This window comes from Acidovorax sp. GW460-11-11-14-LB4 (assembly GCF_059423685.1).
Genome location: NZ_JBWKYJ010000044.1, coordinates 1 through 13,425, shown reverse-complemented (window position 1 = coordinate 13,425; position 13,425 = coordinate 1). Strand labels below are relative to the sequence as shown.

The following is a 13,425-nucleotide window of genomic DNA, read 5'->3' as shown; positions in this document are numbered from 1 at the left end:
GCACCCGCTGTCCCAAAAAGCCAAAGGGCGGCGACAGAAATCTGCCGCCGCCTGGGCCACTTCAGGGCGCTGCAACGCCCTGACTGCCATGCCCTCTGCCTATTAACGCAGCAGGGCCAACACACCTTGCGGCAGCTGGTTGGCCTGAGCCACCATCGCCGTACCGGCCTGTTGCAGGATCTGAGCGCGCGACAGGTTGGCGGTTTCTGCGGCAAAGTCGGCGTCCAGGATACGCGAACGCGAGGAGGACAGGTTTTCCGACGTCACTTGCAGGTTGCTGATCGACGTTTCAAAGCGCGACTGCAGGGCACCGAGCTTGGCACGCTCGCCGTTGATGAAGGCCAGGGCAGAGTCCACGGTCTTGAGCGCATTGGTCGCGTTGCTGAACGTGGTCACGTCCAGGTTGGCCACAGCCTGCAATGCAGAGCCACCGTCATCCAGTTGGGTCGCACTAGTAGAGTCCACGGCGAACGACTTTTCCGAATCCAGGACGATGTAGCCGCCCGTATTCACCATTTCTGCGGCAGAGTTGGCAGTCAGGGTCTGGGCCGTACCGTTGCTGGCGCCAGCTGCATCGTAGCCGGTGACGGTCACATTGGCAGCATTGGCATTGGCGGTATCACCCACCACGATGTCGTTGCCGGTAGCGTTGGTCAGAATCACTTGCGTGCCGTCCGAGCTCAGAGCTGCGTTGATGCCGGTCTTGGCAGCCTGGTCGTTGATGGCGGACACTGCAGCCGACAGGCGGTCGGTGCCGGTGGCAGAGGTCAGCGTGAACGACACCGTGACGGCGGCAGCAGACCCGACATTGTCGCCCTGCAAGGTCAGCGAATAGGAACCAGCCGAGGCCATGCCACCCAAACGCACTTCGGTACGGGCAGTGGCAGTCACACCGGTGGTGGCCTTCATGCCATTGATCTGATCGGCTGTTGCCTTGGCCGTCGCGTTCGACCCTGCCGCAATGCTATTAGTACCCAGGTAGCCGCTGATGGCAATGGTGCCAGCAGCTACGCCGTTGGAAGTCGCGCCCGCTGCCACGGTGGCCTGAGCACCGATGCCCGAGCCGTTCGATGCCACGTTTTGGTTGTTGCCGTACACCGTGGTGCGCAGATTGCCCGTTGCCGCCACGATGGTCTGGTTGGCGTTGGCGCCCACCTGGAACTGTTGCGTACCAAAGGTGCCGTCCAGCAGCTTCTGACCGTTGAATTCGGTGGTTTGCGAAATGCGGTCCAGCTCAGACACCAGCTGGCCAACTTCCTGTTGCAGGGCCTGACGGTCGCCGGCGCTGTTGGAAGCGTTGGCCGATTGCACGGCCAGCTCACGCACCCGCTGCAGGATGTCGCCGGAAGCCTTCAATGCACCTTCAGCGGTTTGCGCCAGGGAGATACCGTCATTGGCATTGCGAACCGCCTGGTTCAGGCCACGAATCTGGCTGGTGAAACGCTCGGAAATCGCCAAACCGGCCGCGTCGTCCTTGGCGCTGTTGATGCGCAGGCCCGACGACAAGCGCTGGATGGACGTGTTCAGCGAGGTCTGGCTCATGCCCAGGTTGCGCTGTGCGGTGAGCGAGCTGATGTTGGTATTGATGGTGGAAGCCATTGCAAATCTCCAGAAAGAACTGACTGAATATGGCGTTGCCGCCAGCCGGGGCGCCAGCACCACGCTGGCTTCCTGGGTTCGCCAGTGCTCTTTAGCTTCTGGTGAACGGCGGGCCGCTTACGGTCCGTTGTAAGTGTTTTCGGGTCACCGCCGGAAAACTTGAGGGTCAAACGCGCAAGTTGTACGACTTTTTTGCCGCTTATCTCCCCAACGCCAAAAAGCGGCATCTCCACAATTCATCCATCGTTCCCTCATTGACAGCCGGACGGGTGCGCTTGAACCGGCAAACAGATCCGTCTTGCGACGTTAAGGAGTTTCGCCATGGCAGCAACCATCAATACCAACATCAGCTCGCTCACCGCGCAGCGAAATTTGGGCACCAGCCAGATGTCGCTCAACTCAGCCATCCAGCGCTTGTCGTCGGGCCTGCGCATCAACAGCGCCAAGGACGACGCAGCCGGTTTGGCGATTTCCGAGCGTTTCACCAGCCAGATTCGTGGCCTGAACCAGGCGGTTCGCAATGCGAACGACGGAATTTCGCTGGCCCAGGTGGCAGAAGGTGCGATGGGCTCCGCCGGCAACATCCTGCAGCGGGTGCGCGAACTGGCCGTGCAATCGGCCAACGCTTCCAACAGCGCTGGCGACCGCCAGGCCCTGCAGCAGGAAGTCGGCCAGTTGGTGGCGGAACTGGACCGGATTTCGCAAACCACCGAGTTCAACGGCCAGAAATTGCTGGACGGCACCTTTGGTACGCAACAGTTCCAGGTGGGCGCCAATGCCAACCAGACCATCGTCGCAGCGACGGCCAACCTGCGCACCAACGTCTACGGCAACAACCAGAACATCGCCTCCAACGGCTCGGGTATTGGTGCACAGGCCCCTGCGACTGGCGCCACATCCAACGGCGTGACAGCGGGTTCGGTCTCCATCAGCGGCTACCTGGGCACAGGCACCATGACGGTAAATTCGAATGCCACCGCCAAAGCCACCGCCGATCAGATCAATTCCCTGCAGGCCACCACGGGCGTGACCGCAACCGCCCGCACCGAAGTACGCCTGGGAGGCATGGCCTCGGCCGGGTCCTATTCGCTGACGCTGGAAGGCGACAACGTAGGCGCATCCCGCACGATCTCGTTCACCTTGACATCCGCCACCGGCACAGACCGCCTGTCGCCTGCCGTATCGGCGATCAATGAGCAGTCTGCAAAAACCGGCATCAACGCCTCGCTGAGCTCGGACGGCACCCAGATCATCCTGACCAACGCCACCGGCAACAACATCGTGGTGGGAGATACCACCAATGCCAATGCAGCCGCCGTGAGCGTGACCGGCTACGACGCGGCAGGCGCCAGCAACGGCACTGCACAGACCTTGGCAGCCGATGCCACGATCGACAACGTTGCCACCGGCGGCTACATCACACTCGACTCTGAGAAATCGTTTGCCCTGACCTCTGCCAGCAACCAGCTGGACAGCGGCGGATCGTCACTGCACACCGTGGCCAACCTGGACGTGACCACCTTCACCAGCGCCACCGATGCGCTCAAGACCGTGGACTCGGCACTGGCCTTCATCAATGGCGAACGCGCCAAGCTCGGCGCCCTGCAGTCGCGCTTTGAAACCAGCATTTCCAGCCTGCAGATCACATCGGAAAACCTCTCTGCCTCGCGCTCGCGCATCCAGGATGCCGACTTCGCGGCAGAAACCGCCAACTTGTCGCGGGCTCAGATCCTGCAACAGGCCGGCACGGCGATGGTGGCTCAAGCCAACCAAATCCCGCAAGGCGTGCTGTCGCTGCTCAAGTAATTGACCCAGCCCACACGCCGCGCAGTGGAATTGCAACGCAACGACAAGGGGCCCCGATGGGCCCCTTTTCACATGGCACACTGTGCGGCGCCCCCCGCTTCTTAGCTTGTAGATCGGCAGCCACGTGCAATCCAAAAACACCGCCCAGGACGATCCCCGCCTCCATGCGGCCCTCGCAGCCGCAGACTGGCCCGCGCTGACTCGGTTGTGCCGCCAAATTCTGCGCAAGAATGGCCGCCACCTGGGCGCCAACCGCCTGCTGGGCTTCTCGCTCCACAAGCAGCGCGAGTTCGACGCAGCCCTCAAGGCCTACAAGCAAGCCTATGCGTACTGGCCAGGCGATGCCGAGCTGCTCATCAACTACGCCAACATCCTGATTGAGCAAGCACGCAACTACGACGCACTTCCGCATCTCGAAAAGGTCTGCGAGCTGCGCCCCCAGCAAGCCGTTGCATGGATCAAACTCGCCGAGTGTTGCTATCTGATCAATTTGCACAGCAAGGGATTTAATGCGAGCCAGAAAGCCCTCGCGCTGGCTGACTCCATGCCGCTGACAGTCGGCGCCCTGATGCAAAGCGCCATTCACCGCCGCGAGCTGGGCCAGGTGCGCGAGGCTGTACAGGATTGCGAGAAAGCCATCGCGCTCAGCCCCGGCGACCCTGGAAACTACACCAACAGGCTGCTTTTCATGCTGGCGAACCCGCAGGTGAACGCTGCGCAGCTGTCTGCAGCCGCCCGCCAGTTTGGCAGCGTCTTTGAGCCCCCACTGCGCCCCAACTGGCCCAGCTTTGAGGCCCATCGCGGCTCGCCCTGGCGCCGCCTGAAGATTGGGTTTCTGTCACCCGACTTCCGCATGCACGCCGTCATGTACTCGGTGGAGGGGCTGCTGGCCCAGCTGGACCGGCGGCAATTCGAGGTGTATGCGTTCTACCTGTTCCCCAAAGGCGACCATGTCACAGAGCGGGTGGAATGCCATGTCGACCACTTCGTGCGCCTGGCTGGCTTCAGCCCCGAGCATCAGGCCGATGCCATCCGCGCCCAAGGCATAGACATCCTGGTCGACTTGGCGGGCCACACGGGCAACAACGGCCTGCTCATCCTGGCGCACAAGGCTGCACCAGTGCAGGTGTCGTGGCTTGGGTTTCCGGCCACCACCGGGCTCACCGCCGTGGACTACAAGTTCACGGACGAAATCACCGACCCGCCAGGCGTCGATGACCAGTACACGGAACAGTTGTACCGGTTGCCTACGCTGTTCGCCTGTTACCGGCCCATGAGCCGCAATCCCCTGTGGCGTTACCAGCCCCGCTATCAGGTGCGCCCCTCGCCCGCGATAGATAACGGGTTCATCACCTTCGGCTCCTGCAACAACCTGGGCAAGCTGACGGATGAAGTGCTGGCACTGTGGGGGCGTGTCCTGGAAGCCGTGCCTCATTCACGCTTGCTGATCGAGGGCAAGAATTTCGATCGCCCCGAGTTCGCGCAGGCCTACCGCGATCGCTGCGAGGGACTGGGGCTCCCGCCTTCGCGGCTGGAGCTGGTGCCGCTCAACCAAGACAACCAATACCTGACCTACCACCGCATCGATATTGCGCTGGACCCATTTCCACTCACCGGCGGCACGACCACCTTCGATGTGTTGTGGATGGCGGTCCCCATCGTCTCCATGATGGGCGAAAGTTTCAAGAGCCGGATGGGCGTCGGCATGCTCAGCTACCTGGGGCGAAAGGAGTGGCTGGCAGAGAGCCCGGACGACTATGTGCGCATTGCTGCGGGCCTGGCAGCAGATACCCAGGCGCTCAATGCGCTTCGGCTCAATCTGCGTAGCGAAGTGGAAAACTCTGCGCTCATGCGCGAAGACCTCTACTGCCGGCACTTTGGCGAAGGCCTGCGGGTGATGTGGCTGAAATGGTTGGCTCAAATGGAGCATCCCGACGATCCTCAGGCGCAGGAGCAGGCCATGCAGAGCTGGTTACCGCAGTTCCCGCAAGAGTGGGAGCAACCCCCAGTCCTGGGCGTCGGCTTGAAACCCGGCCAGCGGGTCAGCTTGCACGCAGCCCACCAAAGCCTGCAGAACCTGGTTGAAAAAGCACGGACCTCCTCTCCGCCCCGGCGAATCGGCGAATCAGCCCCCTTGATCACGGACCGCCACTGGATTGCCGTGACCGAGCTGGCCGAAAAAGTGCTCAACGCCGTACCACACGATCCCGTCGCTCTGGCGTGCCTTGCCGAAGTGGAGCATGCACACGGGCACACCGAATTCGCGGTGACTTACCTTCAATATGCGACGCAAGCCATGGGGATGGACATCCCGGGCTCCTGATGCTGCGTGTCAGATCCGGAAAATGTCGAGCAGCGCATTGCGCCGGGTGGGCTTGAAAACCACCCTGCCGGCGTCGCCACGGTAAATGGTGCACTGCCCGGGTGAGTGGGTGTTGACCAGGCTGACCCCTTGAGACAACACCGTGCCGTCGCCCACCTGACAGTCCCCAATGATGGCGGTGCCCGCGTACATGATGACGCCCTCTCCAAGCACGGGGGCCACCCCATGGTTCTTGCCGACGGTGGAATTCTGGTAGATCACCAGATAGTTGCCGTAGCTTGCCTTGGCGAAGACGATCCCGACGGAATGTCCGATGAAGAAAACCGGCGGCATCTCAATTTCGTAAAAGAGGTCGATACCGTTCAAGGCCTTGTTCAGCAAGAACAGGCGTGTGGGAGTTTCCGTACTAGCCGTGCGGCGCCAGATGGTATTGGCCAGAAAGTACAGAAAACTGCAGTACTGCGTGGAATGCAGCGGATCAAAGCAGTCCTGCCGCCAGGGCCGGACGGCATTGATACACCCGTGCAGGCGAGCAAGTGCTTCGTCCAGGCACGCATCAATGTCCATGCGGGGATCGAAATCGTCGGGCAGCGTGTAGTGCAGTTGCTGCACCACGTAGCGCAGCAACCGATCACGGTCCATTCGCAAAATTTCCATGCCCAGCCTCCTTCAACGACCTCAGGGCCTGTTCAGGCCCGGGGTAAGTGCAGTTGCATGTACACCAAGCTGGCAGGGGCCCCTACTGCATGAGGGTCCTCCTTCCAGTCCACCCCGCCAGGGACTGTGCTGGCCACGATGGGCACTCGCTGGTACTCCTGAAAACCCACCTTGCGGTAAAAGTCGACCGCCGGATTGTCCGATCGCACCCGTACGGCCAGCGTCTGCAGCCCGAGGGCATCGCGCGCCCAGTGCATCAGCGCCAGCAACGAGGCCTTCATCAATCCCGGAGGGGATGAGCCTCCACTGACGATGGCATCGGCCTCGCCATAACCACGCGGCCAATCAATGAAGCCCAGGCCCACGTGCCCCACACGCTCGCCATCCAAGGTTTCCACCATGAACAACATCTTGCCGGGGTTCTCGTGAACTGCTCCAGACAGCCAGGCGGCGGTTCGCTCAGGGGTGGATACAAACTCGGTCAGGAAAGATTTGACATGGCGGTTTCGCCACTCCGTCAAAAGCCGCACATCAACAGCATCGGTGTGTCCAGGCACGGTGGCTATGGGTCGAACGACCGCTGCCAGCGGCTGCCCCACCGGCAACAACAGGCCAGGCTCGCCAGCACGGGCCGTCTGTTTGATGGCAGCAAAAAGCTGCTGCCCAGGGGTGGATGCACTCATGGCGGCCTCTTCAGAGTTGGGCAAAGTAGCGGCGCACCTGCGCAGCCACGGTGTCCACGCTTTCCAGCGGCATGCGCGAGTGCAGCGGCAGCGAGAGAATGCCCTTGCCCACGCTGTCGGTCACCGACAGGTCCCCTGCCCTGCAGTCCTTCCAGAGCGAGAACCAATGCCCCGGCTGCCAGTGGATGCCGGTGTCCACACCGTTCTCCTTGAGGAAGTCTCGCAGTGCATCGCGGTGCTCTGCCGGCACCCGTATGTAGTACAGAAACGGGTTGACTTCGGCAAAATCGGTACGGGGAGTGCGCACCTGCGCAATGCCTTGCAGCTTTTCGTTGTACCGGCGCGATGCCGCTTGGCGGCTCGACTTGATCACATCGAGCTTGCCCAGCTGCGCCAATCCGATCGCGGCGTGCATGTTGAGCATGTGGTAGCGAAATCCCACCCGCTCGACATCAAAAGTCCAGGCACGCTTGTTCTGGTACATCACCTCCGCAGGCTGCTGCATGCCCAGCAAACGCAGCTCGTGCACACGACGCAACTCTTCTTCCGTGCGCACAACAATCGTGCCGCCATCGAGACAGGTCACTGTTTTCACCGGGTCGTGGCTGAAAACGCAGATGTCGGAAAAGCTGCCGACCATCCGCCCTTTGTAGCTGGAACCAAATGAATGCGCCGCGTCATGGATCACGCGCAGCTTGTGGCGCTCGGCAAAGGCGGCAATGGCGTCGTGATCGCTGATGATGCAGTCGTAGTCCATCACGATGATGGCCTTGGTGCGTGGGCCCACCAAGGACTCGGCCTTGACAAGGTCCAGCTCGAGCGTGTCGTCGTTGCAGTCGCAGAACACGATGTCCGCCCCCACCCAGGTGATGGCCTGGTAGTCGGCCGAGCAGTTGAATGCCGACACGATCACCTCGTCCCCCGGTCCCACGCCCGCGAGCAGCAGCGCGATGTGCAAGCCTGCCGTTCCGGTGCTCACCGCTGCCACATGGCGGTCCGGGGCCTGCAGGATCTCTTTCACCTTTTTCTCGAACCCCGACACATAGCTGCCCATACCGAGCCATCCCAGCTCCAGCGACTCTCGGCTGGCATCGATTTCTTCTTGTTCGATCAAGGGCTTGAACATTGGGATCATGGTGGTCTCCTTCGGTTGTGTACGGTTCAAATGGGCGTAGCGCTAGGTATTCGGCTACCAGACTTCTAGGCGAGGGACGGCCGTGACAAACTGGCCTCCCCATCCACGTATTTCGCTCAGCTGCAAGCCGATTTCGCTCCGCAGGTTCCACGGCAGGATGAGGATACGTTGCGGCTTGTGGGCGAGCAGGTGCGCCTCGCTCACCACGGGGATGTGGCTGCCCGGCAGGAATTGGCCTTGCTTGGCGGGGTTCTTGTCCACCACGTAGGGCAGCAGGTCGGGCCGCACGCCCGCAAAGTTGAGCAAGGTGTTGCCCTTGGCGGCCGCGCCGTAGGCGCTCACGGTAATGCCGTCAGCCTGGCACTGCAGCAAAAATGTGAGCAGCTCTCGCTTGACCCGTATGGCCTGGCCCTGGAAATCGCTGTAAAAACCTGCGCCCAGCATGCCGGCCGTGGCCTCGTTGGCCAGCAGTTGCTGCACGCGGACGGCGCCTTCAGCCGTTACCTGGGGGTGGCCCACGGTATCGGCGCGGGCGGCAAACACCCGCAGGCTGCCGCCGTGGGTGGGCAGCTCCTGCACATCGATCACCACCAGCCCGTTGACCGCAAAGATGCGTTGTACGGCCGTGAGCGACAGGTACGAATAGTGCTCGTGGTACGCCGTATCGAACTGACAACCCTCCACCATGCGCAGCAGGTGCGGAAACTCGAAGGTGGCAACGCCGTGGGGCTTGAGCAGCCGCGTGAAGCCGCCCACAAAGTCGTTGATGTCGGGCACATGGGCCAGCACGTTGTTGGCGGCGATCAGGTCGGCCTGGCGGTCGGCGGCTGCCAGCTCGTCGGCCAGCGCCACGCCAAAGAACCGATCCACCACCGCTATGCCTTTGGCGCGAGCCGCCGCCGCCGTGCTGGCGGTGGGCTCCACGCCGTAGCAAGGAATGCCAGCCGCCTGCACATACTGCAGCAAGTAGCCGTCGTTCGATGCGACCTCGACCACGCGGCTGGCGGCGGTGAGCGCCAGGCGTTCGCGCATTGCCTCTACGTACGCATTGGCGTGGGCCAGCCAAGACGATGAGAACGAGCTGAAGTACGCGTAGTCGTCGGTGAACAGCGCCTCGCGCCCGGCGTGGTCTTCGGTCTGTACCAGCCAGCAGGTCTCACACACCAACAGGCGCAGCGGGAACCAGGTTTCGGGCGCGCGCAGGGCGGCCTCGCGCAGGTAGGCGTTGGACGGGGGCGCGCTGCCCAGGTCCAGAAACGGCAATTGCAGCGGGCTGCCGCAGTGTCGGCACTTCACAGGCGCACTCCTTCGAATTCTTCGGTCATCCCGGGCTGGCCTGCGTCGCGGGGCGACATTTGCCCCACCGGCAGCGGCCAGGCAATGGTCAGACGCGGGTCGAGCGGGTGCAGCCCCGCCTCGGCGGCGGGCGCATGGGCTGCAGAGTGGCAATACAGCAGCTCGGCATGGTCGGTCAGCGTCTGGAAGCCGTGGGCAAAACCGGGCGGGATGAGCAGCGCGTTGCCGTTGTCTGCGGATAAATGCTCGGCATGCCACTGCAAAAAGGTGGGAGAGCCCTGGCGCAGGTCCACGGCCACGTCCCAGACCTCGCCACGCAGGCAGGTCACCAGTTTCATTTCGGCGTGCGGCGGCTTTTGGTAGTGCATGCCACGCACGGTGCCTTGGAGGGCTGTATAGCTCTGGTTGACTTGGGCGATCGGGCCCGCCCAGCCTGCCCCCGCCAGTTCATCGGTGCAGAACAGGCGCGCAAAAAAGCCGCGCTCGTCCACCAACGGCTGGCGTTGCACACGGAACAACCCTGCCAGGGGCAGCGGCGCCAGGGCCAGGCGGCTCATGGGCGGGCCTCCCACGCGTCGATGTCGGCCATGCACAGCGCGCGCGCATCGGCGCCGCCATGGTGCTGTCGGTACCAGTTCATGGTGCGGGCCACGGCGGTGTTCAGCGCCCAATGCGGGGCGACGCCCAGCACCTGGCGGGCGTGGGCAGTCTCCAGCGCGAGCCAGCCGGCTTCGTGGGGGCCATCACTCTCTTTTTCATAGCTTGTTGCGCCGGAAGGATATGCGCTGGAGGCTAATTCGATGACATTTTTGACCGTAGCGGCCTCGTGCGGTAGCGGGCCAAAGTTGTAGGAACCGGCCAGTGCGGGCGATTCCCACAAGCATTGGGCCAGGCGCAGGTAGGCGGCCAGCGGCTCCAGCACGTGCTGCCAGGGACGCGTTGCCTGGGGGCGACGGATACGCAGGGTCTCACCCTTCTCCCAGGCGCGCACGGCGTCGGGCAGCAAGCGGTCTTGCGCCCAGTCGCCGCCGCCAATCACATTGCCCGCGCGGGCGGTGGCCACCGCCACACCCTGGGCTGCAAGAAAGGAATCACGGTAGCTGGCGGTTACCAACTCCGCCGCCGCCTTGCTGGCGCTGTAGGGGTCGTGCCCGCCCAATGAGTCTTCTTCGCGGTAGGGGTAGGCCCATTCGCGGTTGCGGTAGACCTTGTCGGTGGTGACCACCACGGCCACGCGCACGCCCGCCAGCCCACGCAGCGCGTCCAGCACATGCGCCGTGCCCATGACGTTGGTGGCAAAGGTATCGAGTGGCGCTGCATAGCCGGGCCGCACCAGCGCCTGCGCGGCCAGGTGCAGCACCACATCGGGCCGGGCGGCGTGCACGCGCAGGGCCAGAGCCGGGGCGTTGCGGATGTCGCAAAAATGGCTCTCCATACCCGGGCCGACCTGCCCCAACTGCGCCAGGGTGAACAGGTTAGGCTCGCTAGCAGGGGGCAACGCAACGCCGGTCACCTGCGCGCCCAGGCGTTGCAGCCACAGGGCCAGCCACGCGCCCTTGAAGCCGGTGTGGCCGGTGAGCAACACGCGCTTGCCGCGCCAGAAGTCGGGATCAGGACGCATCGTGGTTTACCAGCACTTCCAGGGGGCGCGGCCCGATTGCCACAGGTCTTCGAGCAGATTCTTCTCGCGCAGCGTGTCCATGGGCTGCCAGAAGCCGGTGTGCTCAAAGGCGCGCAGCTGGCCGCTGGTGGCCAGGCGGGCCATGGGCTCCAGCTCCCAGCTGGTGGCGTCGCCGTCGATGAGGTCGATCACCTCGGGCTGCAGCACAAAAAAACCGCCATTGATCCAGCCACCGTCGCCCCGCGGTTTTTCCTCGAACCCCGCCACGGTGTCGCCATCACGCACCAGGGCGCCGTAACGGCCCGGGGGCTGCACGGCCGTCACCGTGGCCTGGCGGCCATGGGCGCGGTGGAAGGCAAACTGGGCCGTCATGTCGAGGTCGGCCACGCCATCGCCATAGGTAAAACAGAAGGGCTCGCCTGCAGGCAGGTATTCCTGCGCCCGGCGCAAGCGACCGCCGGTCATGGTGCTTTCGCCGGTGTCCACCAGCGTCACCCGCCAGGGCTCGGCATGGCGATGATGCACTTCCATGCGGTTGTTGGCCATGTCAAACGTCACGTCGGACATGTGCAGGAAGTAGTTGGCGAAGTACTCCTTGATAACGTAGCCGCGGTAGCCCAGGCAGATGATGAAGTCATTAACGCCGTGGGCAGAGTACATCTTCATGATGTGCCAGAGGATGGGCCGCCCACCGATCTCGATCATGGGCTTGGGCCGCAGGTGCGACTCCTCCGAAATGCGGGTACCAAGCCCGCCTGCCAGCAGTACAGCTTTCATGCCCGCAGCATAGTGCAGGCCCTCACGGCCAAAAAGGTCCAGTCACAGCAGAAACACCGTCCAAATGAGGCGTTTGCACGCGATGTGGGCGCACGGATGGCGGACACGCTGCGCAAGGGCTCACTTAGATCAATATCAAATTGATAGCGCCACAGTCAATAAATATCAGCACATCGCCACGCCTTGACACAAACCTGGGTATGCATTGCCCCCGGGAGGCCGCTCAGACCCCTTGCTGGGCACCCGAGGGCCATCGGAACACGCCCATCCCCGCGCGCAAGACCACCAACGTCGCATCGGTGGCAGCGGCCAGCGTCCATTCGCCCGAGAAGCAGCCTGTTGACCGCCCTCTTGGGGCATTTCGCGTTCTGCAATCCGATACATTTGCAGTAACCTTCGGTCAATCCGTGGACTGCAGCCCTCCCCAGCGCAGTCGTGCCCCTGCCGCCGCCCTAAACGTCTAAAGCATGTTTGTCATCATCGGTTACGTCGTCTGCCTCGGCTGCATCTTCGGTGTGTACATCATGCACGGAGGCAATATCAGCGTGATTCTCAAGGCACTGCCGTTTGAGATCATCACCATTTTGGGCGGCGCACTGGGCGCGTTTGTGGTGAACAACCAGCCCAAGGTGATCAAGGCCACCTTGGCCGCACTGCCGATGGCGCTCAAGGGTTCCAAATACACGAAAGAGCGCTACATGGAGCTGATGGCGATGCTCTATGACATCCTGCAGAAGGCCCGCAAAGAGGGGCTGATGGCCATTGAGAAGGATGTGGAAGCGCCCCACGAATCCGAGATCTTCAAGAAATACCCCACGGTGGGCAGCGACCACCATGTGATCGAATTCACCACCGATTACCTGCGGATGATGGTGTCGGGCAACCTCAATTCCCACGAGATCGAGGCGCTGATGGACAGCGAAATCGATACCCACCACCAGGAGGCCCATGCTCCCGTGGCTGCGCTGGCCCGGTTGGCAGGCGCCCTGCCCGCCTTCGGGATCGTGGCCGCCGTGCTGGGGGTGGTGAACACCATGGGCTCGGTGGGCCAGCCTCCCTCCGTGCTGGGCGGCATGATCGGCTCGGCGCTGGTGGGCACGTTCCTGGGCATCTTGCTGGCCTACGGCGTGGTGGAACCCCTGGGCGGACTCGTCGAGCAAAAGACCGAGGACGCTGCCAAGGAACTGCAGTGCATCAAGTCCACCCTGCTCGCCAGCATGCAGGGCTACAACCCGGCCACGGCCATTGAGTTTGGCCGCAAGGTGCTGTTCTCCAACGTACGCCCCAGCTTCTCGGAGCTGGAAGGACACGTGAAGGGCAAGAAGTAGCAGCCGCCGCGGATGCAGTAGCCGCGCCGTAACGCCCCACCACCACCATGGCAGAAAAGAAGCTCCAGCCCATCATCATCAAGCGCGTCAAGAAAGGCGGCCACGCGGTGCATGGTGGCGCCAGGAAGATCGCTTATGCCGACTTTGTGACGGCGATGATGGCGTTCTTCTTGCTGATGTGGCTTTTGGGCTCCACGGCC

12 protein-coding genes are annotated in these 13,425 nt (G+C 62.8%); 4 read left to right on the top strand and 8 right to left on the bottom strand.

The genetic code is table 11. The features are described from left to right. Positions 1-102: 102 nt before the first annotated feature. Entirely contained in the window at positions 103-1,599 is a 1,497-nt protein-coding gene (locus AC07X4_RS15590; protein WP_056065722.1) for a flagellin N-terminal helical domain-containing protein, read from the bottom strand. 321 nt (positions 1,600-1,920) lie between these two features. Between AC07X4_RS15590 and AC07X4_RS15585 the strand changes: the two genes are divergently transcribed. Together AC07X4_RS15585 and AC07X4_RS15580 are read left to right on the top strand one after the other, a co-directional pair. After that, positions 1,921-3,405: a flagellin N-terminal helical domain-containing protein gene (locus AC07X4_RS15585; RefSeq protein ID WP_288852204.1), complete on the top strand. Its 1,485-nt coding sequence runs from the start codon at positions 1,921-1,923 to the stop codon at positions 3,403-3,405. Positions 3,406-3,529: 124 nt separating this feature from the next. After that, a complete protein-coding gene (locus AC07X4_RS15580; RefSeq protein WP_494740588.1) occupies positions 3,530-5,728 on the top strand; it encodes an O-linked N-acetylglucosamine transferase, SPINDLY family protein in 2,199 nt (732 codons plus the stop codon). A 9-nt stretch (positions 5,729-5,737) separates the two neighbouring features. On the opposite strand, the gene AC07X4_RS15575 is transcribed toward AC07X4_RS15580, so the two are convergent. Genes AC07X4_RS15575 through rfbF form a run of 7 tightly spaced genes read right to left on the bottom strand, consistent with a single transcriptional unit; the run spans position 5,738 to position 11,897 of the window. Then, on the bottom strand, positions 5,738-6,385 hold the full coding sequence (locus AC07X4_RS15575; protein WP_056065712.1) for an LbetaH domain-containing protein: 648 nt from the start codon (positions 6,383-6,385) through the stop codon (positions 5,738-5,740). Between the two features lie 32 nt (positions 6,386-6,417). Then, positions 6,418-7,068 carry a GNAT family N-acetyltransferase gene (locus AC07X4_RS15570; protein WP_494740587.1) on the bottom strand — a complete coding sequence of 217 codons (651 nt, stop codon included), beginning with the start codon at positions 7,066-7,068 and terminating at the stop codon, positions 6,418-6,420. Positions 7,069-7,078: 10 nt separating this feature from the next. Further along, the gene (locus AC07X4_RS15565; protein ID WP_494740586.1) at positions 7,079-8,203 is read right to left on the bottom strand and encodes a DegT/DnrJ/EryC1/StrS family aminotransferase; all 1,125 of its coding nucleotides are present in this window, start codon (positions 8,201-8,203) and stop codon (positions 7,079-7,081) included. A gap of 54 nt (positions 8,204-8,257) precedes the next feature. Beyond that, positions 8,258-9,499, bottom strand: coding sequence for a class I SAM-dependent methyltransferase (locus AC07X4_RS15560; protein WP_494740585.1), 1,242 nt, complete (start codon positions 9,497-9,499; stop codon positions 8,258-8,260). Further along, positions 9,496-10,056, bottom strand: coding sequence for a dTDP-4-dehydrorhamnose 3,5-epimerase family protein (locus tag AC07X4_RS15555; protein WP_108499797.1), 561 nt, complete (start codon positions 10,054-10,056; stop codon positions 9,496-9,498). Before AC07X4_RS15555 ends, AC07X4_RS15560 begins: the two co-directional genes overlap by 4 nt. Beyond that, complete coding sequence (rfbG, locus tag AC07X4_RS15550) at positions 10,053-11,120, bottom strand: CDP-glucose 4,6-dehydratase (protein WP_494740584.1); 1,068 nt, start codon at positions 11,118-11,120, stop codon at positions 10,053-10,055. Before rfbG ends, AC07X4_RS15555 begins: the two co-directional genes overlap by 4 nt. A 6-nt stretch (positions 11,121-11,126) precedes the next feature. Next, positions 11,127-11,897 (bottom strand): glucose-1-phosphate cytidylyltransferase, encoded by a 771-nt coding sequence (gene rfbF / locus AC07X4_RS15545; protein ID WP_056748022.1) that lies wholly within the window; start codon positions 11,895-11,897, stop codon positions 11,127-11,129. A gap of 467 nt (positions 11,898-12,364) precedes the next feature. Here rfbF and motA point away from each other — a divergent pair, with 467 nt between their 5' ends. Together motA and AC07X4_RS15535 are read left to right on the top strand one after the other, a co-directional pair. Next, a complete protein-coding gene (gene motA, locus AC07X4_RS15540) occupies positions 12,365-13,225 on the top strand; it encodes a flagellar motor stator protein MotA (RefSeq protein WP_056065696.1) in 861 nt (286 codons plus the stop codon). Between the two features lie 47 nt (positions 13,226-13,272). Then, positions 13,273-13,425, top strand: a 153-nt coding sequence (locus AC07X4_RS15535; RefSeq protein ID WP_494740596.1) for a flagellar motor protein MotB, incomplete at its 3' end; no start/stop codon positions are given.

Excerpts from the sequence above, each read along its gene's own strand:
- AC07X4_RS15590 (WP_056065722.1), bottom strand. The coding sequence starts at position 1,599 with ATGGCTTCCACCATCAATACCAACATCAGCTCGCTCACCGCACAGCGC.
- AC07X4_RS15585 (WP_288852204.1), top strand. The coding sequence starts at position 1,921 with ATGGCAGCAACCATCAATACCAACATCAGCTCGCTCACCGCGCAGCGA.
- AC07X4_RS15575 (WP_056065712.1), bottom strand. The coding sequence starts at position 6,385 with ATGGAAATTTTGCGAATGGACCGTGATCGGTTGCTGCGCTACGTGGTG.
- AC07X4_RS15570 (WP_494740587.1), bottom strand. The coding sequence starts at position 7,068 with ATGAGTGCATCCACCCCTGGGCAGCAGCTTTTTGCTGCCATCAAACAG.
- AC07X4_RS15565 (WP_494740586.1), bottom strand. The coding sequence starts at position 8,203 with ATGATCCCAATGTTCAAGCCCTTGATCGAACAAGAAGAAATCGATGCC.
- AC07X4_RS15555 (WP_108499797.1), bottom strand. The coding sequence starts at position 10,056 with ATGAGCCGCCTGGCCCTGGCGCCGCTGCCCCTGGCAGGGTTGTTCCGT.
- rfbG (WP_494740584.1), bottom strand. The coding sequence starts at position 11,120 with ATGCGTCCTGATCCCGACTTCTGGCGCGGCAAGCGCGTGTTGCTCACC.
- rfbF (WP_056748022.1), bottom strand. The coding sequence starts at position 11,897 with ATGAAAGCTGTACTGCTGGCAGGCGGGCTTGGTACCCGCATTTCGGAG.
- motA (WP_056065696.1), top strand. The coding sequence starts at position 12,365 with ATGTTTGTCATCATCGGTTACGTCGTCTGCCTCGGCTGCATCTTCGGT.